The organism is Sulfitobacter noctilucicola, assembly GCF_000622385.1.
In the GTDB taxonomy this organism is placed as follows: domain Bacteria; phylum Pseudomonadota; class Alphaproteobacteria; order Rhodobacterales; family Rhodobacteraceae; genus Sulfitobacter; species Sulfitobacter noctilucicola.
Genome location: NZ_JASD01000008.1, coordinates 1,842,507 through 1,867,096 on the forward strand (window position 1 = coordinate 1,842,507; position 24,590 = coordinate 1,867,096).

27 protein-coding genes and 1 tRNA gene are annotated in these 24,590 nt (G+C 57.3%); 10 read left to right on the forward strand and 18 right to left on the reverse strand.

Annotation, left to right across the window (positions count from 1 at the left end; translation table 11 throughout):
* Positions 1 to 7: 7 nt before the first annotated feature.
* The 5 genes from tsaB to Z946_RS0112705 form a co-directional block, all read right to left on the reverse strand.
* Positions 8 to 697, reverse strand: coding sequence for a tRNA (adenosine(37)-N6)-threonylcarbamoyltransferase complex dimerization subunit type 1 TsaB (gene tsaB, locus Z946_RS0112685; RefSeq protein ID WP_025056110.1), 690 nt, complete (start codon positions 695 to 697; stop codon positions 8 to 10).
* A 1-nt stretch (position 698) separates the two neighbouring features.
* Positions 699 to 1,259, reverse strand: coding sequence for a NifU family protein (locus Z946_RS0112690; RefSeq protein ID WP_025056111.1), 561 nt, complete (start codon positions 1,257 to 1,259; stop codon positions 699 to 701).
* A 133-nt stretch (positions 1,260 to 1,392) separates the two neighbouring features.
* The gene (locus Z946_RS0112695) at positions 1,393 to 1,851 is read right to left on the reverse strand and encodes a universal stress protein (protein ID WP_025056112.1); all 459 of its coding nucleotides are present in this window, start codon (positions 1,849 to 1,851) and stop codon (positions 1,393 to 1,395) included.
* Between the two features lie 165 nt (positions 1,852 to 2,016).
* Positions 2,017 to 2,895 (reverse strand): branched-chain amino acid aminotransferase, encoded by an 879-nt coding sequence (locus Z946_RS0112700; RefSeq protein WP_025056113.1) that lies wholly within the window; start codon positions 2,893 to 2,895, stop codon positions 2,017 to 2,019.
* 10 nt (positions 2,896 to 2,905) lie between these two features.
* Positions 2,906 to 3,139 (reverse strand): hypothetical protein, encoded by a 234-nt coding sequence (locus tag Z946_RS0112705; protein WP_025056114.1) that lies wholly within the window; start codon positions 3,137 to 3,139, stop codon positions 2,906 to 2,908.
* Between the two features lie 141 nt (positions 3,140 to 3,280).
* Here Z946_RS0112705 and Z946_RS0112710 point away from each other — a divergent pair, with 141 nt between their 5' ends.
* Positions 3,281 to 4,000 carry a M48 family metallopeptidase gene (locus tag Z946_RS0112710; protein ID WP_081780824.1) on the forward strand — a complete coding sequence of 240 codons (720 nt, stop codon included), beginning with the start codon at positions 3,281 to 3,283 and terminating at the stop codon, positions 3,998 to 4,000.
* Positions 4,001 to 4,020: 20 nt separating this feature from the next.
* A complete protein-coding gene (locus Z946_RS0112715) occupies positions 4,021 to 4,371 on the forward strand; it encodes a YigZ family protein (protein ID WP_375782155.1) in 351 nt (116 codons plus the stop codon).
* Here Z946_RS0112715 and trhA read toward each other — a convergent pair.
* The 4 genes from trhA to rimO all read right to left on the reverse strand — a co-directional run bounded on the left by trhA (position 4,342) and on the right by rimO (position 7,678).
* Positions 4,342 to 4,965, reverse strand: a complete 624-nt coding sequence (gene trhA, locus Z946_RS0112720) for a PAQR family membrane homeostasis protein TrhA (RefSeq protein ID WP_025056117.1) — start codon at positions 4,963 to 4,965, stop codon at positions 4,342 to 4,344. The two genes, Z946_RS0112715 and trhA, sit on opposite strands and share 30 nt — an antisense overlap.
* A 58-nt stretch (positions 4,966 to 5,023) precedes the next feature.
* Positions 5,024 to 5,395 (reverse strand): thiol-disulfide oxidoreductase DCC family protein, encoded by a 372-nt coding sequence (locus tag Z946_RS20695; protein WP_037969197.1) that lies wholly within the window; start codon positions 5,393 to 5,395, stop codon positions 5,024 to 5,026.
* A 38-nt stretch (positions 5,396 to 5,433) separates the two neighbouring features.
* Positions 5,434 to 5,790, reverse strand: a complete 357-nt coding sequence (locus Z946_RS0112730) for a hypothetical protein (protein ID WP_025056118.1) — start codon at positions 5,788 to 5,790, stop codon at positions 5,434 to 5,436.
* A gap of 517 nt (positions 5,791 to 6,307) precedes the next feature.
* Positions 6,308 to 7,678, reverse strand: coding sequence for a 30S ribosomal protein S12 methylthiotransferase RimO (gene rimO / locus Z946_RS0112735; protein ID WP_025056119.1), 1,371 nt, complete (start codon positions 7,676 to 7,678; stop codon positions 6,308 to 6,310).
* Positions 7,679 to 7,737: 59 nt separating this feature from the next.
* Here rimO and Z946_RS0112740 point away from each other — a divergent pair, with 59 nt between their 5' ends.
* Positions 7,738 to 9,669, forward strand: coding sequence for an AsmA family protein (locus Z946_RS0112740; protein ID WP_025056120.1), 1,932 nt, complete (start codon positions 7,738 to 7,740; stop codon positions 9,667 to 9,669).
* Positions 9,670 to 9,817: 148 nt separating this feature from the next.
* A complete protein-coding gene (gene trpB, locus Z946_RS0112745; protein ID WP_025056121.1) occupies positions 9,818 to 11,050 on the forward strand; it encodes a tryptophan synthase subunit beta in 1,233 nt (410 codons plus the stop codon).
* Positions 11,051 to 11,109: 59 nt separating this feature from the next.
* Here trpB and Z946_RS0112750 read toward each other — a convergent pair whose 3' ends face one another.
* The 5 genes from Z946_RS0112750 to Z946_RS0112770 form a co-directional block, all read right to left on the reverse strand.
* Positions 11,110 to 11,493, reverse strand: coding sequence for a DUF2237 family protein (locus Z946_RS0112750; RefSeq protein WP_025056122.1), 384 nt, complete (start codon positions 11,491 to 11,493; stop codon positions 11,110 to 11,112).
* A gap of 6 nt (positions 11,494 to 11,499) precedes the next feature.
* A complete protein-coding gene (locus Z946_RS0112755; RefSeq protein ID WP_025056123.1) occupies positions 11,500 to 12,663 on the reverse strand; it encodes a serine hydrolase domain-containing protein in 1,164 nt (387 codons plus the stop codon).
* A 55-nt stretch (positions 12,664 to 12,718) separates the two neighbouring features.
* Positions 12,719 to 13,759 carry a DUF2332 domain-containing protein gene (locus Z946_RS0112760; RefSeq protein WP_025056124.1) on the reverse strand — a complete coding sequence of 347 codons (1,041 nt, stop codon included), beginning with the start codon at positions 13,757 to 13,759 and terminating at the stop codon, positions 12,719 to 12,721.
* Positions 13,756 to 14,448, reverse strand: coding sequence for an aminoacyl-tRNA hydrolase (pth, locus tag Z946_RS0112765; protein ID WP_025056125.1), 693 nt, complete (start codon positions 14,446 to 14,448; stop codon positions 13,756 to 13,758). The genes Z946_RS0112760 and pth overlap by 4 nt, the downstream gene beginning before the upstream one ends.
* 179 nt (positions 14,449 to 14,627) lie before the next feature.
* Entirely contained in the window at positions 14,628 to 15,293 is a 666-nt protein-coding gene (locus Z946_RS0112770) for a 50S ribosomal protein L25/general stress protein Ctc (protein WP_025056126.1), read from the reverse strand.
* Positions 15,294 to 15,442: 149 nt separating this feature from the next.
* On the opposite strand from Z946_RS0112770, the gene Z946_RS0112775 reads away from it, so the two are divergent.
* Positions 15,443 to 16,591: an MFS transporter gene (locus Z946_RS0112775; protein WP_025056127.1), complete on the forward strand. Its 1,149-nt coding sequence runs from the start codon at positions 15,443 to 15,445 to the stop codon at positions 16,589 to 16,591.
* Here Z946_RS0112775 and Z946_RS0112780 read toward each other — a convergent pair.
* Together Z946_RS0112780 and Z946_RS0112785 are read right to left on the reverse strand one after the other, a co-directional pair.
* The gene (locus Z946_RS0112780) at positions 16,566 to 17,192 is read right to left on the reverse strand and encodes a hypothetical protein (RefSeq protein WP_025056128.1); all 627 of its coding nucleotides are present in this window, start codon (positions 17,190 to 17,192) and stop codon (positions 16,566 to 16,568) included. The two genes, Z946_RS0112775 and Z946_RS0112780, sit on opposite strands and share 26 nt — an antisense overlap.
* Positions 17,193 to 17,212: 20 nt before the next feature.
* A complete protein-coding gene (locus Z946_RS0112785; RefSeq protein ID WP_025056129.1) occupies positions 17,213 to 18,382 on the reverse strand; it encodes an alpha-hydroxy acid oxidase in 1,170 nt (389 codons plus the stop codon).
* Positions 18,383 to 18,514: 132 nt separating this feature from the next.
* Here Z946_RS0112785 and Z946_RS0112790 point away from each other — a divergent pair, with 132 nt between their 5' ends.
* Together Z946_RS0112790 and Z946_RS0112795 are read left to right on the forward strand one after the other, a co-directional pair.
* A complete protein-coding gene (locus Z946_RS0112790; RefSeq protein WP_025056130.1) occupies positions 18,515 to 19,621 on the forward strand; it encodes an Acg family FMN-binding oxidoreductase in 1,107 nt (368 codons plus the stop codon).
* Complete coding sequence (locus Z946_RS0112795; RefSeq protein WP_025056131.1) at positions 19,614 to 20,066, forward strand: MarR family winged helix-turn-helix transcriptional regulator; 453 nt, start codon at positions 19,614 to 19,616, stop codon at positions 20,064 to 20,066. The genes Z946_RS0112790 and Z946_RS0112795 overlap by 8 nt, the downstream gene beginning before the upstream one ends.
* On the opposite strand, the gene trpA is transcribed toward Z946_RS0112795, so the two are convergent.
* The gene (gene trpA / locus Z946_RS0112800) at positions 20,063 to 20,854 is read right to left on the reverse strand and encodes a tryptophan synthase subunit alpha (RefSeq protein WP_025056132.1); all 792 of its coding nucleotides are present in this window, start codon (positions 20,852 to 20,854) and stop codon (positions 20,063 to 20,065) included. The genes Z946_RS0112795 and trpA overlap by 4 nt on opposite strands.
* A gap of 216 nt (positions 20,855 to 21,070) precedes the next feature.
* Between trpA and ychF the strand changes: the two genes are divergently transcribed.
* Positions 21,071 to 22,168, forward strand: a complete 1,098-nt coding sequence (gene ychF, locus Z946_RS0112805; protein ID WP_025056133.1) for a redox-regulated ATPase YchF — start codon at positions 21,071 to 21,073, stop codon at positions 22,166 to 22,168.
* A gap of 91 nt (positions 22,169 to 22,259) precedes the next feature.
* Here the strand turns inward: ychF and Z946_RS0112810 are convergent, their stop codons facing one another.
* On the reverse strand, positions 22,260 to 22,556 hold the full coding sequence (locus Z946_RS0112810; protein WP_025056134.1) for a hypothetical protein: 297 nt from the start codon (positions 22,554 to 22,556) through the stop codon (positions 22,260 to 22,262).
* Positions 22,557 to 23,021: 465 nt separating this feature from the next.
* On the opposite strand from Z946_RS0112810, the gene Z946_RS0112815 reads away from it, so the two are divergent.
* Together Z946_RS0112815 and Z946_RS0112820 are read left to right on the forward strand one after the other, a co-directional pair.
* Positions 23,022 to 23,111 (forward strand) — tRNA-Ser (locus Z946_RS0112815).
* 370 nt (positions 23,112 to 23,481) lie between these two features.
* Positions 23,482 to 24,585, forward strand: coding sequence for a hypothetical protein (locus Z946_RS0112820; protein ID WP_152540578.1), 1,104 nt, complete (start codon positions 23,482 to 23,484; stop codon positions 24,583 to 24,585).
* The last annotated feature ends 5 nt before the right edge of the window (positions 24,586 to 24,590 follow it).

Sequence of the window (24,590 nt, forward strand, 5' to 3'; positions counted from 1 at the left end):
TGAGGGGTCACGTGAGTATCAGTGGTGCCGCGTCGCGGGCAGGGGCGGCATCCGGCGCGCGGACATAGAGCGGGGCAGGCCGCGTATCGGTGTCATGACCGTTTTCCAGCTTCCAATGTGCGACGCGTGCCAGCTGCTCGGCAGGAGTGGAAATCTCTGCGGTATTCGCGGTGCCACCTAAAGCTCCGGCAATTTCTTCTGCGCGGTGGCCTGTTACCATCAGGTTCGTCTGCCGCAGATGGTCGGGCGGTGCTGCAGGATCAATCATTTCTGGCGCACCTGACGGGCGTCCGTAGTGGAAGCACTGAGCATAGGCCGCGCCGCGCGGCGCTTCCACGATAACGACTTCCGCCGCATGTGCGCCCAGACCGGATGTATCTCGCAACATTTCGAATGCGGAGACAGGGACTGCCGGAATACCAAGACCCAAAGCCAGCCCGCGTGCGGCCGAGACGGAAATGCGGATACCTGTGAAGTTTCCTGGCCCGATGCCAACCGCAAGTGCGGTCAGGTCCGTAAATGCGAGATCTGAAGCTGCCAGGACTTCCTGACACAGCACCAGAATACGCTCGGCCTGACCTTTTGCCATCGGCTCGACAACGGCCTGACGCAACGCATCCCCTTCATACACAGCAGCCGCGCAATGCGCGGCTGAAGTGTCGAAGGCCAATAAGGCGGTTTCGGAAAGGAGGCTCACGTCAGGCGACGGGGCGCACTTCGGTGACTTCCGGAATGTAGTGCCGCAACAGGTTCTCGATCCCCATCTTCAGCGTGAGGGTGGACGAAGGACAACCGGCGCAGGCACCCTGCATGTGCAGGTATACTACACCACGGTCGAAGCCGTGGAACGTAATGTCACCACCATCCTGAGCAACAGCGGGGCGGACACGGCTGTCGAGCAGTTCTTTGATCTGGCCTACAATCTCTCCATCTTCGCCGTCGTGATCCGCATGACCCGAAGACGCCTGATGATCGGCACCCATCACCGGCGCACCGGACTGGTAATGCTCCATGATCGCGCCAAGAAGCGAGGGTTTGATATGGTCCCACTCGATCGCGTCATCTTTGGTAACGGTCACAAAATCCGTGCCAAAGAACACGCCTGTCACACCATTGACCCCAAATAGACGCTGGGCAAGGGGCGAGCCGCCCGCAGCGTCAGGTGTCGGGAAATCCGCTGTACCCATCTCCAGCACGGACTGGCCGGGCAGGAACTTGAGCGTTGCGGGGTTCGGCGTGGATTCTGTCTGGATAAACATGTGGCGGCATCCTTTGTCTGCTTACGACTGATATGCGGGTCAGCGGCCCGTGATTCAAGTCCTTGGAACCATTCTAAACGGCGTGTCTCTTCCCGTCCAGCGGCCAGACGCGGCCACTGGGTGTATCACCGGTTCAGGTTATCGCCTCAAGCCGTTCCTTGCTGAGGTTGCCGGGCACAATGGTGATCGGGATCGGCAACGTACCGGCAGAGCGGGACATTTGCGTGACCAGCGGGCCGGGCCCTTTCTTCTTGTCTGACGATGCGCCCAGAACAAGCACACCAATGTCAGGATCATCCGCGATCTGCGCAATGATCTCGTCCGAGGGTTCGCCCTCACGGATTACCAGTTCAGGATCGACACCTTGCTTGTCGCGCATCCATTTTGCGAAGACTTCAAAGTGCACTTCGATACGTTCGCGGGCTTCTTCGCGCATAATATCGCCAACGCCGATCCAGTGATTGAATTCATCCGGCGGGATCACGGACAGAACGGCGACGCCGCCGCCGGTATGGTTTGCCCTCAGTGCTGCAAACCGCATGGCATTGAGACATTCGGTGCTGTCATCGAGCACGACAAGGAACTTGCGCATCTTTGGTCTCCTTCGCGGGGATCATGACCCCAGAACCGAAGGCACGCAATCCCATTCTGATTGCGTTTCGGTGGGGTGAGCTACTGCTCTGTGAAAAGCTAATGCCTGTGCTGCCTATGGGGCGCCCGGGAACATCGCGAACCCTAGTGGTCACGTAATTAGGTGTCAGCTTCCTGAACTTGCGGCCCAGTCCCAATACATTTCGCGCACGCGGCGGGTGACAGGGTTGGCGTTTGCCCCGACTTCGTAGGTCGTGTCATCAAATGCCGCTACGGGTGTGACTTTCATCATGTTGCCCGACAAGAACACTTCGTCCGCTTCGTGGAAGTCTTGAAATGACAGCACGGATTCGTGCACTTTGATGCCCTCGGCCGCCATGTTGATCATGTGACGCTCGCGGGTGATGCCTGCCAGAAATGTGCCATTTGGAACGGGGGTAAAAACTTCGCCGTCCTTGACCATGAACACGTTGGCTGAAGCGCTCTCTGCGACATTGCCAAGCGCATCTGCCACCAAGGCATTGCCGAAACCTTTGGACCGCGCCTCAACCATCATGCGGGCGTTGTTGGGGTAAAGACAGCCAGCCTTGGCGTTTACCACAGCATCTTCCAGCACAGGGCGACGGAACCGCGTGCGCGTCAGGGTCGTGGCGGCTTCGGGTGGTGCCATGGGGATTTCTTCGAGCGAGATGGCAAAGCCAGTGGCCCCTGCGCGTGGCACAATGCCCAGATCATCGCCCGCAAGCGCCCAGTACATAGGCCGGATATAAACCGGCTGATTTTTGTTGTAGCTTTTCAGTCCTTCGCGGACTGTCTCGACCATCTCTTCGGTGCTGACGGTCGGCGTAATCATCAACGCTTCGGCAGAACGGTTGATCCGTGCGCAGTGCTTTTCCAGATCTGGGGACAGGCCGTCAAACAGGCGTGCGCCGTCAAAAACAGTCGTGCCGAGCCACGCTCCATGATCGGCCGCGTTCATCACCATGCGGTCACCGTCGTGCCATGTGCCGTCAAAGAAAGTCTTGATGTTGGTGCCAGTGGCCATGGACGTGTCCTTATTCCGTTGGGCTGCGGTATATGCCTTCGGGCAGGTTGAGCGCGGCCGTCAGATCGCGCAACTGCTCCGGCGACAGGGTGATCTTCGACACACTGTCAGTCCGCGGGTCCCACTGCTCAAAGGTGATTTCAGTGTCGAATGCGTGAACCGTGATGTCTTCGCGAAGCGGGGTTTGCCCCTCATCGACAAGCGTGATCACGGAGGCGTCGAATTCGTGCTCAATGGTAAACATTTGCCGACCCTGCGGGTTTCGGTGATGCTTTGCAAGAGGCAGAAGGACGGCTCTTTGCCGAAGACGCATCAATGGGCTGGCCCCCCGCGCATCCCGTGCTAACATAAGACAGACAGCACCACAGGCGCAGGGACAGGACGCATGATCAAAAAGACATTTGCAGCAGTTGCTTTCTTGGCGATGCTTGCTGCCTGCGATGTGCAGCAGGTGCCACAATCGCCAACCACGCCTGCGCCGCAGACTACGGCACCAGCGGCTCCGACGCTTTCGGGCGCACAGGCCGCGCGCAGCTTTGTACGGGTGGTGCAAACGGTTGAGCCGGTGGCCGAACGCGAATGCCGTGCGCGTACGTCGGGTGTGAATTGCGATTTCAATATCGTGGTAGACGATCGTCCCGGTCAGCCTGCGAATGCGTTCCAGACACTTGATAAACAGGGGCGTCCGGTCGTTGCGTTCACCCTCGCGTTGATCGCAGATGCCCGCAACGAAGACGAGCTGGCCTTTGTGTTGGGGCATGAAACAGCGCACCACATCGGCGGCCATATCGCCCGCCAACAGCAAAATGCTGTTGCTGGCGCCGTGATCTTTTCGGGGCTTGCCACACTTGCCGGCGGGGGCGCGGAAGCGGTCCGTTCCGCACAGCAACTTGGGGCAACAGTGGGTGCGCGCAGTTACTCGAAAGAATTTGAGCTTGAGGCCGACGCGCTTGGCACGATCATCACAAAACGGGCAGGATACGATCCGCTGCGCGGCTCTGAATTCTTTACCCGTATCCCTGACCCGGGCGACAAATTCCTTGGGACCCATCCACCTAATGCATCGCGGATCGACGTTGTGCGCCGGACTGCTGCAGGATTGTAGTCGGTTTGTATAAATCAGGCGTGATCCTGAATGATAAAGGATCGAAATATGCGGTGTCAGGCACACGCGTGTCTGACAGGGCTGGTGTCGACGCCGCGCTGAAACAGCTGAAACGCGAAAAGTCCTATGCCAAGGCCACCCATAATACGTGGGGCGTGCTTTTGCCCGATGGCACCCCGTTGAAGGGGGATGACGGAGAAGCAGGTGCCGGGATGATAATTCTGCGCATGCTTGAGCGCGCGGAACTCAGCGGTGAACTGATTATCGTGACACGCTGGTACGGTGGCAAACATCTGGGAGGAGACAGGTTCCGTCATGTGCAAACCTGTGTAACGGTTTACCTAGAGGCTAAGCGCGATGGCCGCGAATAGACAAATAGACGCCAGAAGCACAAAGCTGTGCCAGATCGCATTCTGATAGCGCATGCCGGGGTGGGCATAGATCCGCGTACCTACAGAATAGATCAGCCCGCCGATGACCACGAGGGCGACAACCACACCGCTGAGCGTTTGCCACATAGGCCAGACCAACAACGTAGAAAGCCACCCCATTCCCAGATAAAGCCCCAGTGACCCCTTGGCCGCAGTGGACCAGAATGACAGCTTGGCAACGGCACCCAGCACGGCCAAAGCCCAGACCAGCCCGAGAATTCCATAGGCAAAGCCGGACCCGATAACGACGACGATGGGCGTGTAAGAGCCTGCAATCTTGAGGTAAATCGCGGCATGATCAATGCGGTGCAACGTGGGTCGAAGCCGGTCGACCGGACACATGTGATAAAGCGCCGAGGCCGCGAAAGCCAGGATCAGACACCCCGCATAAAGCGCCGTGGCCGCAAGGGCCGATCCGGAATGCTGTGCTGCGTGGGCGATCAACAAGATCGAGGCAGGAACGGAAAACAACAACCCCGCCGCATGGACGGCTGCATCTGCAAGGGTCTCAGCTTTGGAGTAAGGATAAGCCATCAAATATCGTTAACCGATAAAAATTAAGATGTGATGGCCCCAGCGTGCTCACCTTGCGTCAATCACGCTGCTGTCGCCGCAGGTGCATTTGGTACAGCAGCGGGGCCGCAAAATGGTCATACACCTTTTGTGCGATCCAGTTCACGCCCGGCAGGGAGACCAGACGTGCCAGCCAGCGGGTTTGGGGAATATCCTGCCAAAGAACGACGAACGCGGGAATACCACCATAGGTTTGCCCACCCTTGCGCACGTGGAAACGCCGTGCCGCATCTTCCGCAGTGATGCCCCAATCGCGCAGCTTCGCAGGGTCGGTCGCGTCATCATACCGGATTGGCAAGGCCGCCCGCGCGCTCAACTTCGCATAGTGGTCAACTTCGCGGCTGCAGATCGGGCAGCTTGCGTTGTATAGAACTTCGGTTTTCTCACTCATTTGCGTCAGATAGGGCGCCTGATGTCGGCTTCAAAGGCTCAGCGCGGCTTATTGCTATCAATCCAGCGCGACATAAGGGCGCGATCCTTGAAGCATTCCGGCGGCACCGGATTGCGTTTGAGCCGCGCGATCCGTTCGGCAAAGGCCACCTGTTTCGACGACGGATAGTCCGAAAAACGCCCCTGCGGTGCAGGTGCCTTGTGCGCGTCGATCCACTTTGACAGCGCCGCACGGTCTGCGGTGATCCCGTCGGGCAGCGGATCGCCCGATTTGGCGGCCAGCGTTGTGGCATAGGCGATCTGCTTTTCCGTGGCGGGCAGCGGGGCGTCGGTCTGAACGGGCTGCGCGCCCTGTGCGGGTGAGAACAGACCGGGGAAGGTGGGTTGAAAGGACATGGAATATTCCTTGCGTTCTACTGTGTCTTAACTCTTGGTTAACATATAGAACAGAGGGGGAACATTTTCAAGTGTTCTTGCTATGTGCTGTAATCCATGCACCCCACGCGCCCGGCAGAGACAGCCCCTGGGGTGGCGCATCCGACGTGGGTTCAGGTCAGTTTATGGTGGCTGTTGTAGTCTTCTATTTGATGAAAGCGCATCTGTCTGACAAAGCGCCAGCCCGACGGAGGGGCTGCCGCTGCACGGCGGCTACGCCTTGATCCCGTGCGGGATTGGATTCAATCGGTCCAAACTTTGTGATCCGACCCATAGTATGTATTAGCTTAGGTCACAACGCGACCGGACGAAGTACCTCGCAAAACGATCGCTAGACTATGCCATTCGCTTCTATCTGCCGCTAACTGGTCTATGGCTTCTAGCATGATTGAACGGCTCTCTGTATTTGGGTGCGGGGCCTTCAGTCATCGGTTAACTGATGACTCCAGAAGGTAATATTTGATGGCGGTGTAGCCACTCAAACAACCCGCCCCCACAAATCATACTCCCCGGCTTCCTCCACCTCGACCGTGACGATATCCCCGACGGACACCCCCTCGAACCCTTCGTCGATAAACAGGTTCCCGTCGATCTCGGGCGCATCCGCCTTGGTCCGGCAGGTTGCTGCCTCGGCGTCGATCTCGTCCACGATCACATCAATCCGGCTCCCGACCTTTGCTTCCAGCTTGGCTTCCGAAATTGCCTGCGCCTTTTCCATAAACCGGTTCCAGCGGTCCTGTTTTACCTGCGGCTCCACATGATCCGGCAGGGCGTTTGACCGCGCGCCTTCGACGTTTTCGTATTGAAAGCAACCCACACGGTCCAACTGCGCCTCGTCCAGCCAATCCAGCAGGGTCTGGAACTCCGCCTCCGTCTCGCCCGGATAGCCGACGATGAAGGTGGAGCGCAGGGTTATGTCGGGGCAGATGTCGCGCCAGGCGGCGATTTCGTCCAGCGTTTTGGCCGCTGCCGCAGGGCGGGCCATGCGTCTAAGGACATCAGGGTGCGCGTGCTGGAACGGGATATCCATATAGGGCAACACCAGCCCTTCGGCCATCAGCGGGATCAACTGGCGCACGTGCGGATAGGGGTAGACGTAATGCAGCCGGACCCACGCGCCCAGCGATCCCAGATCACGCGCCAGGTCGGTGATATGGGCGCGGTGGCCGCGGTCCTCGGCGTGTTTGATATCGACGCCGTAGGCCGAGGTGTCCTGAGAGATCACCAGCAACTCCTTCACGCCGCTGTCGACCAGCCGTTCGGCCTCGCGCAGCACGGCATGGGCAGGACGCGATTGCAACCGCCCGCGCATGTCGGGAATGATGCAAAACTTGCACTTGTGGTTACAGCCTTCGGAAATTTTGAGATAGCTGTAATGGCGCGGCGTGAGGGAGACCTGTTGCGCAGGCAACAGATCGATAAAGGGATCGGGCGACGGTGGCACGGCGCTGTGCACGGCATCCAGCACCTGTTCGTATTGATGCGGGCCGGTCACGGCAAGGATCTTGGGGTGATGTTCGCGGATGTAGTCAGGTTCGGCACCCAGACATCCCGTCACAATCACGCGCCCGTTTTCGTTCAGCGCTTCACCGATGGCATCAAGGGATTCTGCCTTGGCTGAATCAAGAAATCCGCAGGTATTCACAATCACCGCATCCGCACCGGAATAATCGGGCGACACGCCATACCCTTCGGCCCGCAGGCGCGTCAGAATGCGTTCGCTGTCGACCAAAGCTTTGGGGCAGCCCAAAGATACCATGCCGATGGTCGGCTGGCCCGGGCGCTTTGGGTCGGTGATCCGCGCACGCGGGGCGAGGTCGGGGCGTAGTTCTGGTGGGTTTGTGCTCATGATGTGGCTATAGTCCAAGCAAAGGGTGTGTGAAAGCCCCGGGCAGAGAGGTGTGGGACATGAAATGGATCGTTAGGATCATCGGAATTCTGGTTATCATGGCGGTGATTGCCGTTGTCGGTGTGTTGATGTTGCCAGCCGACCGGATTGCAAGGATTGCATCGGATCAGTTGACGCGTGTCACGGGCCGCGATGTGAAAATCAGCGGCGATGTCGGCATGACGTTCTGGCCTGTTCTGGGCGTGACTGCGGGCGGGCTAGAGATTGGCAATGCCGACTGGACCGATGGAGAGGCGATGCTGAGCACCGCGCAGGCAGCAATCGGTGTGGATGCAGGGGCGTTACTGCGTGGCGAGATCAGGATCACCAATGTCGAAGCGACGAGCCCCACCATCCGATTACAAAGTCGCGCTGACGGGCGGGCCAACTGGCTGTTTACGGATGCGGATGGTGAAACCCGCATAGAGACGGGATCCGAGGCTGGCACAGCGACACGGCCTATCACCATCCAGCGGCTGGTTATCCGGGATGCGGCGTTGATCTATGATGCCGAGGGCAGCGATCTGGTATCATATGCTGGCGTTGATCTGTCGCTAGATTGGCCGGACCAGAATGGTCCCGCTGCAATCGAAGCGAGTTTGCGCCCCGCGGCACAGAAGGTAGATGTCGTGGCAACGATTGATGCTTTCTCCGGATTTCTGAATGGACAGGTGCAGCCATTGGCATTCGAAATGCGCACGCAAGGAGGCGAGATGTCTTTAAATGGGCGTGCATCCCTGCAAGGTGCGGTTGCCGGCAAACTTCGCCTCAAGACCTCGGATACTGGTGCCTTTATGGCTGCACTGGGTGTAGGGGGTGTCGATCTCCCGGAAGGATTTGGCCGCACGATAGACACCAGCGCGGACATTACCCTCACACCGGACCGCAAGCTGGCCCTGCGGGAATTGGTGGCGGATTTGGGCGGGAATACCTTGCGCGGTGCGGCCGACATCGAGCTGAACGGCACGCCGCAGATTAACGCGCAACTGCAAGCCGGCGCATTGGATATGCGCAGCCTCACGTCTGGCGGCGAAAGTTCAGGCAGCGCTGCATCCTCCGCTGGATGGTCCCGCGCACCGATTGATGCCTCAGGCCTTTCCGCTTTCAACGGCGCAATTGCGTTAAGTGCGGACAGCATTGATCTGGGCACACTCAAACTGGGCAAAACCCGCAGCCTGCTAAGCAATGACCGCGCGCGCATGGTGTTCGAGCTGCGCGAGGTTTCTGGCTATGGCGGCGTATTCAGCGGTGAATTCGTGATGAACAATCGAAACGGTCTGTCGGTCGGGGGCAATCTGCGTGCCGCCGGGGTTGAGATGAAAGGGCTGCTCGCGGATATGGCAGGACTGTCGCGCTTTACCGGCGCGGGCGATGCCGAGGTGTCCTTCCTCGGGGTCGGCCAGAACCTTGATGCAATCATGCGGTCGCTCTCGGGAAAAGGAGCGATTAAGGTCGGACGTGGATCAATTGAGGGGATCGATCTGGATAATCTACTGGGCTCTTTCGATGTGGCGGGCGGGACAACGGTTTTCGATGCGATGACCGCGACCTTTGCGATGAACGTGGGCGTCTTGACCAACGATAACCTGCAAATGTCGCTGACAAACTTTAATGCAAGCGGTGTGGGGCAGGTGAACCTTGGTGCACAGACGCTGGACTACACGGTGACGCCGAAAGCGCTGCGCGTGAACAATGATCGCGGGCTGGCGGTTCCGGTGCGCATCTCCGGCCCTTGGTCTGACCCGCGCATCAAGCCCGATCTACAGGCAGTGATCGACCTCAACTTTTCCGAAGAACGCGAACGTGCAGAAGAGCGCGTGAAGCAAAACGTGAACGAAAAGCTGGAAGAAGAATTGGGCATCACGCGTGAGGACGGTCAATCGGTTGAGGATGCCGTCAAGGACGAGTTGGAAGACAAGCTGAAGAAAGAGCTTTTTAAGCTGTTTGACTGACGAACTCCTATGGCAAATAGGCGAGTGGGCGTGCAGGTTTTGGCTGCTGCGAAATAGCGCATGCAGAATGCAATAGTCTTGGGGTTTCGCGTGACCCACGCCTGCGCTAGATGTCTGTTCTGACCCGCGCGAGACAGGAGACGCTCCAATGGCCAACGATCTTTTCAACAGCTTCATGACCGGTCCGGATGAAAACGGGCGCTTTGGTGATTTCGGGGGGCGTTTTGTTTCAGAGACGCTGATGCCGCTGATCCTCGAGCTGGAAGAGCAGTATGAGATTGCCAAGACGGACGAGACGTTCTGGGCAGAGATGCATGATCTTTGGACGCACTATGTTGGACGCCCCAGCCCGCTCTATTTCGCGGAACGCCTGACCGACAAGCTTGGTGGAGCGAAGGTCTACATGAAGCGCGACGAGCTGAACCACACGGGCGCGCACAAGATTAATAACGTGCTGGGCCAGATCATCCTTGCCCGCCGCATGGGTAAAAAGCGGATCATCGCGGAAACAGGCGCGGGGCAGCACGGTGTGGCCACTGCAACGGTTTGCGCCAAGTTCGGCCTTAAATGTGTGGTCTATATGGGCGCACACGACGTGGAGCGGCAGGCACCCAACGTGTTCCGCATGCGTCTCCTGGGTGCGGAGATCATACCTGTCACGTCAGGTCGCGGCACCTTGAAAGACGCAATGAACGATGCGCTGCGCGACTGGGTCACCAACGTGCGCGACACGTTCTATTGCATCGGCACAGTTGCCGGTCCGCACCCTTATCCCGCCATGGTCCGCGATTTCCAAAGCATCATCGGCAAAGAAGTGCGCGAGCAGATGACCGAGGCCGAAGGCCGTTTGCCGGACACAGTTATCGCCGCCATCGGGGGCGGATCAAATGCGATGGGCCTGTTTTATCCGTTTCTTGATGACAAAGAAGTGGGCATCATTGGTGTCGAAGCGGGCGGCAAAGGTGTGAATGCCAAGATGGAGCATTGCGCGTCGCTCACTGGCGGACGGCCGGGTGTTCTGCACGGTAACCGCACCTATCTGCTGCAAGATGATGACGGTCAGATACTCGAAGGGTTCAGCATCTCGGCGGGTCTCGACTATCCCGGTATCGGGCCCGAGCACGCCTGGCTGCACGATATTGGCCGCGCCGAATATGTGTCAATCACAGACAAGGAAGCGTTAGCCGCATTTCAGGTATCATGTGAGTTGGAAGGCATCATTCCTGCACTTGAGCCATCCCACGCTCTGGCCCATGTTATGAAGATTGCGCCTGATCTGCCGAAAGATCACATCATCTGCATGAACATGTGTGGCCGTGGCGATAAAGATATCTTTACCGTCGCCAAGGCGCTTGGCTTCGAGATGGGTGAATTCGCCTGACGTTATCTTAAGTCTTCGCTGACACCTGTCTTTCGGGTGTCAGCGGCAACGCGCCTGCTCTATTCGTCTGCGGTATCAATTGCATGGTCTTGCAGAATCCTGAGCGGTACCGCCTCCAGCGCGCGCTTGTGCGTTGCCTCAAGATAGACCTTCGGGCCGCATCCTTCATCTGCCGCCTGCCGGAAACGTCCGGCACACAGACACCACGGATCCCCGGGCTTGAGCCCTGCAAAGCCGAACTCAGGGCGCGGTGTGCTCAGGTCATTTCCGACATATTTCGAAAAGGCGAGGAATTCGGCCGTCATCACCGCGCATACCGTATGGCTGCCCTGATCCGCCGCGCAGGTGTTGCAAAAGCCATCGCGGAAAAAACCCGTGACAGGATCGGTGCCGCAGATGATGAGCGGACCATCAAGTACGTTTACACTTTCATCCGGTTCCATTGGCCCTCACATGTTCTGCGCAATCTTGCGGAACATTTCGATGTTCTGCCCGGATACGCCTTCTTCCCTGAATTTGCGGTCTGCCGCGTTGGTCGCGATCACGACGCCACGGTCCGTATCGATATAGATGTATTGACCATAGATACCACGTGCCATGTATTCTCCTGGCACCGCGCCTACTGGTATCCACCATTGATACCCGTATCCGATCTCGCCTTCAGCCGTAGGTGCGCTGGGCACGGTTGACGCTTCTACCCATTCACGCGGAACAATTTGCGTACCGTTCCACTCGCCACCCTGAAGATACATTTGACCGAAGCGTGCATAATCCCGCGTGGTTACGTTCAACCCGCCAAGGACAAAGGCAGTGCCAACGCCATCCGTAAGATAGTAGGGCGCATATTCGACGCCCAAGGGCGTGATGACCTTTTCGCTCAGCAGATCCGCGATCGAACGGCCGGTGGCACCACGCACCACCATGCCAATCACATGGGTGTCGATTGACACGTATTTCCATTCCGCACCGGGATCGGCGAAGGTTTCGGTCAATCCGGTGGTGAAATCATCCATTTTCCCGCCCAACGCCAACACACGGCCCATGCGATTGATGTCAGAATTTTTATCCAGATAATCCTCATCGAAGGTCACGCCGCTGGCCATGTTCAAGACCTGCCGAAGGCTGGCACCGTCATAAGCAGTCCCTTCAAGCGTGGGCGCGTATTTGGTGACAGGGTCGTCAATGGAGGCAATAGCGCCTTCTTCCAACAAGATGCCAACCAGCGCAGACAGATAGCTTTTGGCCACCGACCAGCTGATGCGCAAATCCTCTGGCTGGGTGGACTGAAAGTAGTTTTCATAGGCGATCTTGCCGTCTTTCAGCACGACCAATGCCGTCACACTGCGGTCTTCGATCCACGTCTGCGCCCCCTCGGGCAGCTCGCTCTCCGGTCCATAGGCAAGTTCGCTGGTCGGGCCGTCACCGCGATCCAGCGGTACGGTGAGAAAAGCATCTTTCATGTTTGAGAAGTTGGTCACGATCTTCTCTTCGGAGAAAAGCGAGTTCACAGCCAGAAGGCGCGTTATTTCTTCCCGCTTCCACAAACCAACCGCTACCGCGACAATCACCGCAATGAGCAAAAACCGCCCGAGCCATTTTCCGAAACGTCGCATAGCTGTCTACTTTCTCTGCAGTGGTCTTGCGGGCATTTGCCGTTCAGACATTAGTCTAGCCCTCGTAGGCCCATTTGATCCAGCGTCCGTGGAAATCCGCGCGCCCCAGATTCAGCGTCAGATCACCGGGCCACAGCCGCAATGTCAGTGCCGCGCCGACTTTGCCTGTCGTATCTCCGTCAGTCTCCATTGACAGCCACGCAAGCGGGCGGTTTTTCGTAGCCTGTGCGCCAGCGGCCTCGATCACAGCGCGGCCGTGGGCCTGCACGGCGGCTGGGAAATACTGCCAGGCTACAGTGTGCTGAATAAGGTGCAAGCGTCCCTGAGGGGCACGGGCCAGGCGGGGTGCGAGCCATTCAATTGCGTCTCCTTTGACAGGGCGCGTCGCATCAATAGACGCGGCGGCGCGGGTCATCTTCAGACGCTCCGGCTGGTCCGGCCAAAGGTAGGCGGTCAGGCGCAGCAGATGATCGCCGCGACTAGGGTCGAGCGGGTTAAGATCAACGCCGGCCCGATCCGCAATGGACGGGCTGGCATTGGGCGGTTTCGCACCTTCCCACTCCGGCGTCAGCAGCACGGATGGCACATTCATGCCAAAGCGGTCGCCGTCAATTTCCAGCGCGTAGTGATCCCAAAGCATGTTCAGCCCGCCGCTGGCACCAAGTTCGGACAGATGGATTGGCAGATTGAAATGTTGCAAGGCTACATGCGCGCCTGCAATCAGGGCGGCAGAGCGGCGCACTTCGTTGGTTTGGGGCGGACTGTCCGTCCAATCCAGCAGAAAGGCCTCGTGGGTGGTCAGAGCATTCAGGACACCGTCGCGCAGCGCGTCGTCCGTGGCTTTGTTCGGCGGGTAGAGTACAGCGAGCTCAGGCGCGGCATTGCTGAGCACCAATGCGTGCAGCCCACCCGCGATGCGCAGAGGCAACGAATGACCCGCGGGTCCGATGTCACCTTCGAAACTTGAAAACTTGCGACCCAATGCGCTGTCGGTGGGCCAGCTCTCACTCAGGATACCCAAAAGCTGGCCCATGAAAGGGCTACCCATGCGTGTGCAGGTGTCCGCTTGTGCCGCGAAGGCTTGTGACAGGTTCATCTAAAGCGCTCCATCAGCTTTTGCATCGGTGATTTGGGGGCCTCTTCCGACAGGGCCTTGTCAACCGGGGCGGCAGCTTCTGGTTTGGGTTTGGGGCCTTTTGTGCCAGTGCCGGAACGGGGCGGATTAACCCGCATCGCAACAGCATTGAGGAATTTGGCCGTATCCCATGCCACAAGTGCACTGGCCCCGTCGCTGATACCGCGCAATACATCGTCGAGCCAATCCTGATCTGCTTTGGGGAAGTCGCGCAGCACGTAGCCGGGCACGGCATCCTTGTGACCGGGATGGCCGACACCCAGCCGTACACGGTCATATTCCGGCCCTATGTGGGCGTGGATCGACCGCAAGCCGTTGTGGCCCGCATGTCCACCGCCGGATTTGCATTTGACCTTGCCGGGGGCGAGGTCGATCTCGTCATGCAGGACAATCACATCCGAGGGGTCGAGCTTGTAAAAACGCATCGCCGCCTGCACCGACTGGCCTGAGTTGTTCATAAAGGTCTCTGGTTTTAGCAATACTGCACGATCTGTCCCGATGCGTCCTTCGGTGATGCTGCCCTGATGCTTGCCTTTCCACGGGCCAAAGCCATGATCCGACGCGATCTGGTCCAGCGCCATGAAACCGATGTTATGTCGGTTGCGCGCGTATTTATCACCCGGATTGCCAAGTCCCACGATCAGTTTCATCAGACGTACTCCTGCTTCTTGTGTTCTGTTTAGCAGGCTTGGCGGATGATCTAAATCCCTGCAACGATCATCCGTTGTACCGGTCGCGGTGCGCTGGAAAAGGACATCGCGACTGTCCTGAAACGAAAAAGGGCCGCCTGATGGCGACCCTCAATATCTTCGGTCCTGCAGGGCAGGCCTCAGTCGTCAGACTTCTCACCATCTGGTGGGCCCATCTCTGAGGTTGGAACCTCGTCTGCCGCTGTATCTTCGTCATCATCATCCTGAGATGCGAGACCGGATGGTGCAGAAACCTGAGCGATCACAAAGTCGCGGTCGATCGTTGGCTTTGCGCCTTCTGGCAACTTCACATCGGAAATTGTCAGGCTGTCGCCGATCTCCAGCGCGGAGATGTCGATTACCAGGCTCTCGGGGATGTCTGCCGCAGTCACAACAAGTTCGACCTCGGGACGTACCAACGTCAGAACGCCACCTTTTTTGATGCCGGGAGCGACGTCTTCGCCCTCAACTTCAACGTTGATGAACAGGTTGATCTTTGTTGTGCGCTTGAGGCGCATGAAGTCGACGTGCGTTGGCAGGTCTTTAACAACGTGACGCTGAACATCGCGGCAGATAACGCGGACGTCATCGTGGCCTTCGACCTTCATGTTGAACAAAGTCGCTTTAAAGCGGCCTTTGCGCAGCATTGTCAGCAGCTTGTTGAAATCAAGGTTGATCGGCAGCGGGTCAACATCACCACCAAAAACGATACCTGGTACCATGCCATCACGGCGTGCCTGACGAGCGGCGCCCTTGCCTGTCCCCGTCCGTTCCTGGGCGATAAGATCTGGAATCTCTCCGGCCATTTGTATTCTCCAATATGTAAGGGCGGGAATCCTCCAAGGCTGTATCCCCGCGTGAAGCGCTGCCTATAGAACGGTTTGTGCTTCGTGAAAAGACCAAATTCGCGCGACCACTCTTGGCAAGGGGTGCGGGCCGTGTCAGGGCTGATCGAATGGGCCTGAAAACCGACATAATTCTATCGCGCCGACCGCTTGCCGGATTTGTCGCCATTGGACTTGCTTGGGCCACCTACTTTGCCCAGATGCCGGTAATCAAGGCGAATGTGGGCGCGTCCGATGGAGAATACGGATTTGCCATTCTGGTGTCCTCGCTGGGCGCGATTATGGCGATGTGGCTTGCCCCGATGTTCCTGCGCCTTTTCGGCAGCGTTGCGAGCAGTATCAGCATTGCTGTTATCGCTGTGGGGATGTTGGGGGCCGGTATTGCGCCTTCCATCCCCTTGCTTATCTGCGGGATGGCTTTTGCAGCTGTCGGTTCCGGCGTGGTGGACGTTCTGGCCAATGCAAGAATTTCGGAGATCGAGGCTGATGCCCGGCGTTCGCTGATGAACCTTAACCATGCGCTCTACAGTTTTGCATATGCCGGTGGTGCGCTTGTGACGGGTGCATTGCGAGAGGCAGGCTGGGCACCGACGTCCGTGTTTCTGCTCCTTGCATGCGCGCTAGTTGCCTTGGCGATTACCGCACGCGACCCCGCCGTGACGTTGCCGGAAAGCGGTGCGGCCGGAAAGATACAGACAGCGGCAATGCACCGGCTGGTTCTGTTGGCTGGTTTGGTCGTAATGATGGCGTTTCTGGCAGAAGCGGCGTCCGAGGGCTGGTCCGCACTTCACCTGGAGCGCACTCTTGGCGGCACGGCAGGCGAGGGCGCACTGGGACCGGCACTTCTGGGCCTGACCATGGGGATCGGCCGGCTGTTCGGGCACGGTCTTGCACGTGTTATCCGTGACACCACGCTGATGCTTCTGGCAACGGTTGTTTCCGCTTCGGGCATCCTGCTGGCTGGCGTCGCAGGCAGTGTCCCTATGGCACTGGCGGGCTTTGCACTGGCGGGTTTGGGCATTTCCGTGGTCGCGTCGCTTTCCCTTGCCCTGATCGGGCGCGTGGTGCCACCGGCGCAACGGCTTGCCGCGATCAGTCGCGCATCGGTAATCGGGTACGGTGCGTTCTTCTTCGGGCCGTCGCTGATGGGGTTGGTGGCTGAAGGCTTCGGCCTGCGCATGGCCTTTGTACTGGTGGCCGCCTTGCTGGCGGCAACAGCGCTGATCCTTGTCCCTATGCTGGCGCGTCGCTCCGCTTAAGGTGTCCATCCTTCGATCTTAGTTCATCGTAAAGGATGAAGTCAGCCGCACGGGCATCTTGCAATAGCGCAAGTGTCGTAGGCTCTAACGCCGCTCCTACCTTGGGGGATACGTTCCTGAGTGGTATCTCGACCGGATGCTGAAGATGTTCTGACAAGAACATCAGGAATGCTTCCTGTTCTTCGTAGGCGAATATGTGATCTGCCATCACCTGCGTTTTGCCGTCGGTCAGAAAATTGAACTGCCGTCCGATCTGCGCACGTTCCGGCGGGTCGTTGGAGACGACTTCACGCACAAACTGGTCAAAGCTGATGCCCTTGGTGCTTTGCGCTGTACCATCCAGACGCTCTTGACTGCGGTACTTGTACCAACTTCTGATCTGGTCCACCGGTTCGCGCATCACAGCGACAGAGGCAGGACGAACACCGAAGGTATCCTCAAGAAACGGCGCGATCTTGTTGGCGTAGCGCAAGGCTGTGATGTGCTTGCGCCCTTTGGAAAACACGATTTCAGCCCGTGGTTTCAGCGCCATCTCAACGGCTGTCGTACCTGTCTTGGGTGTAGCCAGAAAGGTTATCTTGTGACGCAGGAATACGAGCATGGGCCAGACCTATCCCAGCCTCAGGTTTTCTGCCAGCGCCCGCCGAAATCTTCGGGAATAAGAAGGTTATGGCGGCCCAGATTTGCGACATTTGTCTCACCACAAAGCGCCATTGTGGTGTCCAGCTCTTTTTGGATCACCTCTAGCGCTGTGGTCACACCCTTTTGCCCCATTGCGCCCAGTCCGTAAATGAACGCGCGCCCGATCATGGTGCCCTTGGCCCCCATCGCAAGGGCTTTCAGCACGTCCTGACCTGACCGGATGCCGCTATCAAGGTGCACTTCGACCTGATCGCCCACCGCATCAAGGATTGAGGGCAGGGCGCTGATGGAGCTGACCGCTCCGTCCAGCTGCCGCCCGCCATGGTTCGATACAACAATGGCATCTGCACCGACATTGAGCGCCATCTTGGCGTCTTCCGCGTCAAGAATCCCTTTCAGGATGACCTTACCGCCCCATTGTTCCTTGAGCTTGGCGATCTTGGCCCAGTCGAGCGTCAGATCGAACTGTTCCGCCGTCCATGCGCCCAGGCTGGATGCATCCGAAATGCCATCGACATGGCCCACGATGTTGCCGAATTCACGCCGCTTTGCCTGCAGCATCTCGATGCCCCATGTCCATTTGGTCATCAGGTTTGCAATTGTCTTTGGTGTCAGTTTGGGTGGGGCGGACAACCCGTTCTTGAGATCCTTGTGCCGCTGACCCAGAATTTGCAGATCAAGTGTGATGACAAGCGCCGAGCAATTGGCGTCCTTGGCGCGCTGGATCAGACGGCTGACATAATCGGCGTCCCGCATCGTATAGAGCTGAAACCAGAACGGAGCGTTTGTCGCCTCTGCCACATCTTCGATAGAGTTGATGGACATCGTGGAAAGGGTGAAGGGCACACCGAATTCTTTAGCCGCTTTGGCTGCCTTTATTTCACCGTCCGCGTGTTGCATCCCTGTCAGCCCGACAGGGGCCAGTGCGACCGGCATCGCGACATCCTGACCAATCATCTGGCTCTTCGTGCTGCGGCCGGACATATCGACGGCAACCCGCTGGCGCAGGCGCAGCTTGTCAAAGTCCGATGTGTTCTCGCGAAAGGTCTGCTCGGTCCAGCTGCCGGATTCACAATAGTCGTAGAACATGCGGGGGACGCGACGCTCATAGATACGTTTCAGATCGCCGATGTTGGTGATGACGGGCATGAACAGCCTCCATATTGGTCACGTTTGCTTACCAATCAGCGCGATTTGGGTCAATTCTATCTTTACTCTTGATTGGTGCAATATCGTACTATAATGCATTTGGTGCAATATCGCACTAAATGGAGATTCGAAATGTCATTATCATGTAGAAAGGCGCTTTCCCTGATTGGCGGAGGTACTATTTTGGCCGCCGGGGCCTCTGCTGCCGGATTTCTTGCAACACGCACACCAGCCAAGGCGCAGGCCCCATGGGAGCTGGCAGGCAGCTACTCTGATCCGCGGAAGAATGCTCTGAGCTACGCCTTGCTGGCTCCGAATCCACATAATCTGCAACCTTGGCAGGTCGCGTTAGAGGGGGGTGACGCGCTCACATTGTCCCACGATGGTGTGCGAAACCTGCCGCATACTGATCCGGACGGACGCCAGATTAAGATTGGTATGGGCTGCTTTCTGGAACAGATGGTGATTGCGGCCAGCGCCGCAGGCTATGACGTTGATCTAACGCTCTTTCCTGAGGGACCAGCCGGCCCGATTGCACGTGCGGTCTTTGCCGAGGGCGCGCAAACGGATCCTTTAGCCGAACACATACTCGCACGCAGGTCTTGCAAGAAGCCCTTCACCGATCAGGCCGTTCCTGCCGCCCATGCAGAGGCCCTGCGGTCGCAGGTGGATGTCTATACCGACCCTGCCATGGTTGCGGCTATTCAGGAGTTGTCCTTTGACGCCTTTATGGTTGAGACACTGACACCAAGAACCATGAAAGAAAGCGTTGATCTCATGCGCATGGGCAAAGTGGAGATTAACGCGACGCCGGATGGCATCGACATGGGCGGTGCTTTTCTAGAGAGCCTGATGCTGACCGGAATGCTGAGCCGTGACGCACTGCTAGATCCCGACAATCCGGCGTTTTCGGGCGGTATCGACAGCTTCCGCGAGCTTATGCTTGCCACGCCTGCCTATGCTGTTCTGACAACGGCTGGAAATAACGCACTGGATCACATCGAGGCCGGGCGGCGCTGGCTGCGCCTTAATCTCACGACGACCGGAATGGGGCTTTCCTTGCACCCGATCAGTCAGGCCTTGCAGGAATACCCTGAAATGCAGGTACTATACGCAAAGGCACATGAAATGCTTGCGCCTAAGGGGCACACGGTTCAAATGCTCGGTCGGCTGGGATATGGTCCGGAAATCCCGCGCACGCCGCGCTGGCCACTGGAAGCGAAACTGGCACGTGCATGACAATGACCCCCGTCCGATTTTTGAGGTGTTTAAAGAAATCGGAATTATTGAACAACTGACCCGCGCAAGATTGGAGGCGCGGTTGCCGGACGGGCTGATCGCGCCGCATTTTGCGGTACTGAACCACCTGATCAATCGGGGTGACGGTGCAGTGCCAATTGACATGGCACGCGCGTTTCAGGTGCCCAAGACCTCGATGACACATACACTCAAGGGTCTGGCGGCAAAGGGGTATGTGGCGCTGAAAGAGAACCCTCAGGACGGGCGGTCGAAAACCGTGTGGCTGACGGACAAAGGACGTTCCCTGCAATCGCAGATGATTGCGCAAATGGCCGCGACTTCTTCCGATCTTTTTAAAGCGGTGCCACCCGAGGAAATCGCGGCGGTACTACCGGTCCTGATAAGGCTCCGTCAGCATCTCGATTCCGCGCGGGATGCTCCTTAGGCGGCGTGCGCGCCATCTGATAGGGATTTTACGAAGCTGAGCACATCGGCCACGCTGTCACCTGCAGCGATCCGCGATACAATTGCCGACCCGACCACAACGCCGTCTGCAACCTCGGCAATCGCCTGTGACTTGGCCGGTGTGTTTACGCCAAAGCCTACGATAACCGGCAGACCGCTTGCTTCGCGGATGCGGATAACTTCCGGTGCTACATCGCCTGCGTCTGCTTCAGCCGAACCCGTAATGCCGGTGATAGAGACATAATAGACAAAGCCCGAGGTGTTCTGCGCCACACGTGGCAGACGTTTGTCGTCGGTTGTAGGTGTCGCCAAGCGGATAAAGTTCAATCCGGCCTCTTGTGCAGGCAGACACAACTCGCTGTCTTCTTCGGGCGGCAGATCGACAATAATCAAACCATCAATGCCGGCCGCCTTGGCAGCTTTGAGAAAGGCATCGACACCCATCGAGTAGATCGGATTGTAATAGCCCATTAGCACGATTGGCGTCGTATCATCTTCCTTGCGGAACGTTGCGGCCATCTCAAGCGTTTTCTTCAAAGTCATGCCACCATCAAGCGCACGCTGTCCTGCCAGCTGGATCGTAGGGCCATCTGCCATGGGATCGGTAAAGGGCAGACCCAATTCGATCACGTCCACACCCGCCGCTGGCAGACCGCGCATGATCTCAAGCGATGTGGCAACATCGGGATCGCCAGCCATGATATAGGAAACGAACGCTTTCTTTCCCTGTGCTTTCAGGTCAGCAAACTTGGCATCGATACGGGTCATGTCATGGCCTTTTCTTCGGGTTTCCCTAGCCAATGCCGAACCTCGCGCCGGAAATCAATGTGTGACGGGTGCCGCAGAGGGGGGAATTTTCAAAAATTGGAAGGTGAAAATCATCTTTTCTGTTGTTGGCACCGCCTGAGAGCCCTTCATCCCCTTGCACCGCACCCTTCGCCGCCATAGGAGAACGCAAATTCTGATGTCGGAAGGATCAAGATTATGGGTTTTAAAATGGGTATCGTGGGTCTGCCGAATGTCGGTAAATCGACCCTCTTCAATGCATTGACCCGCACCGCAGCCGCTCAGGCAGCCAACTTTCCCTTCTGTACGATTGAGCCCAACGTGGGCGAGGTCGCGGTTCCTGATAGCCGGCTGGATAAACTGGCGGCCATCGCGCAATCGAAATCGATCATTCCGACACGGATGACTTTTGTCGATATTGCCGGATTGGTGAAAGGTGCCTCAAAGGGTGAAGGTCTTGGCAACCAGTTCCTTGCCAACATCCGCGAGGTAGACGCGATTGCCCACGTGCTGCGCTGCTTTGAAGATGGTGACGTCACCCACGTCGAAGGTCGGGTTGATCCGGTTGCGGATGCTGAAACCATCGACACAGAGTTGATGCTGGCTGATCTGGAAAGCATCGAAAAGCGCCGCGCCGGATTGGTGCGCAAAATCAAAGGCAACGACAAGGAAGCAGTGCAGCAGGACCGTTTGCTGGCGATGGCACAGGATGCCATTGAGGCAGGAAAACCCGCACGCGTCGTTGAGGTGGATGAAGACGACGCCCGCGCATGGCGGATGTTACAGCTTTTGACCACCAAACCAGTGCTTTATGTCTGCAATGTCGGGGAATCCGAAGCATCTGAGGGCAATGCATTCTCCGCCGCTGTCGCCGAAATGGCGGCGTCTCAGGGGAATGCACATGTCATTATCTCTGCACAGATCGAGGAAGAGATCAGCCAGCTCGAAGCTGAAGAAGCCGAGATGTTCCTTGACGAAATGGGATTGAAGGAAGCGGGCCTCGATCGGTTGATCCGGGCAGGCTACGAGCTCCTGCATCTTGAGACATATTTCACTGTGGGGCCGAAAGAGGCACGTGCCTGGACGATCAGGACAGGCACATCCGCACCAAAGGCGGCGGGTGTTATTCACGGTGATTTTGAGAAAGGCTTCATTCGCGCCGAAACGATTGCCTATGAGGACTTCATCACTTTGGGCGGCGAGGGTCCTGCGAAAGAAGCGGGCAAGATGCGTGCGGAAGGGAAGGGGTATACCGTCAAGGACGGCGATGTCCTGCACTTCCTGTTTAATACCTAACGCCGCTTGGGCAGTGCCCGCAAATTTACGGTAACCGAAAAAAGAAAGGCCCGGTCGAATGACCGGGCCTTCTTTAGAATATTAGCCTGTATTAGCGGCTGTCGTTGCCTGGGCCGTAGCCACCGTAGGGGTAGCTCTCGCCCACGGATGTGATGTCGCTACGTGTGGAGAACGTCACATCTGGTGTTTTGTTCTCGTCCGCTGTTGTGTACTGCTGGTCGGCACCACGCTGGGCGCGCTCCAGATTGTTCTTTTCTACGCCATCAGAATAAACGCGCTCGGCAGTTTCGGATGTGTCGAGCATCAGGTCGTTGTAACGATCTGAGTTCTCTGCGAATGCGGCTGTGCTGATCAAAGTTGCGGCGGCTGCTGTGATGAAAAGTTTCATTGTTTCTTCCTTACTCTTAGTTCATTTGCGTGCCGAGCCTCGTGCTCGTCTCGCTGTCTGGTGTTCCAACTCCACGACGGCGAAAAAGGTTTCCAATGATTTTCGTTTTTTGTTGTGGATTTCGATGTTGATAGGTCGGGAGACTTTGCGGCGCCTGTGAAAAGTCTCTCGTTTTCAGTCGGTTGGAGGGTGGCTTGAGGCCGCCCCCACTTAATTTCACAGGTGGTCACAGACATGTGAGCGCCAATTTTCAATTGCCGCGAATGCCTCGAACGCTGAAATTAGGTTGATCTTGGATGCTCGAAAAACGCCGGGGTCCGTTGAAATCCAGCCGCTGGAACGCCTTCTCAAGAAGGGATCTACTCTTGTCTGATCCCTTTCACTGTCACACACCAACTGCTTTTTTTCAAAAGTAGGCGGTTTTGCCCTTGTTCAGATGCAAAGCGCCCTTGTATAGCGGTCAACGGAGACGTGGCCGAGTGGTCGAAGGCGCTCCCCTGCTAAGGGAGTAGGCCCGGAAGGGTCTCGAGGGTTCGAATCCCTTCGTCTCCGCCACCATTAAATATCGCACGGTTTGATCTGGTCGCCTTTGGCGGACTTTTCTCTTTGTATGGGTGGGTTTTGTCTGACGTCAGCGCCTATTTGGATCCATAGGCGCTGACGTCAGACAGCCGTATCTGCGGCACAAACTGGCGCTCGCACGCCCCGATCAGGTCTGGACGACATTCATTGACTACATCCCTAGTGCCGAGGGTTCGTCTACCCGCCGGCGCGTTAACCTCTTTAAATCGTTCACAGCCAGAGCGATGGTGCTGATGATCTGCGGTGCATTAAGTGCAAAAAGCCTGTAATGCCTTTCTCTTTCCGCCACCATCAATCCCCAAAGCCATTCTTCTGGTAATATTGGCAGATATCCGGCTAAAAGGTGCCAGCGCTGAACATCCAAACAACACAGAGCACCAAATTTATGCGTAAATGCCTCATCTTACAGTTCGAGCCACGTCATGAAGAGGTAATCCCTTCATTGATCGCAGCATGCAACGGGGCTGGCTATAAACCTACTGTACTGCTCAATCGCCGTATCCGCCGCATCCGGGGTGATGTCTTTGAACAGGTGCGCGGCGGAGACGCAGATATTCAGTACACCTCCTTGTCCACAGATGAGAATATGGATTGGGATAGCCTGCTGGCAGATGTCGACTTTGTGTTTTTGAACACACTTAATCGCGTGCGGGTAGCGGAGTGGGCGAGCCGTTGCGGCAAACCTGTGATCGCGATGATCCATAACGTCGATCAGTTTATCAAGACACCCGAATGTATCGGCCTGCTAGACCGGCCCGACTTTGCTTTCATGACACTTGCCCCTCACGTGACAGCAGAGATGAACGCCCAGACGGATGCCAAATATGTCGATAAGCTTGGTCTTCTGACGTATTGCGTTCTGGCCGATACCCCGGTGGCTTACAACGTTGAAGAGATGCGCAAGATTGTTGTGCCAGGCAATCTTTCTTTGCGCTCCCGCAATTATGCGGCCTTGATCGAGACGCTTTCCGCTCATCCCGACAAATGGCAAAATCTGAAATTTGAGTTTCCATCTAGCGGCGTGGACAGAGCAGAGGTTGTTTCAGTGATCTCACAACATGGGCTGGAGAAAAGGATTAACGTTCTGCCGCTAGGGGATCAGCCGGAAATTCCTCATTCGGAAGTGTTCGAAAGCTTCCGCTCCGCAACCATTTTCCATCCGCTTATTGCGGAAGGGTTCGCACAGTATCAGCGCATCAAAATCACATCGACAGCATCAATGTCTGTAGGGTTCGGAGTGCCGATGATCATGGATCGATATTCTGAGGCCTGTTACCGCTTTCCAATGCTGGTATCTGACAACACCGTGCAGGCAACGCTTGACCGCCTGTCCGGGGTTGAGGACGAAGAGCTTGTCGAAATACACAGCGCGCTGGCTGCCTACCGGAGCCGGATGATGAAACGTTCGGCTGAAGAACTCGCCCGACTGATCGGGCGAGTTGTCTGAACGCT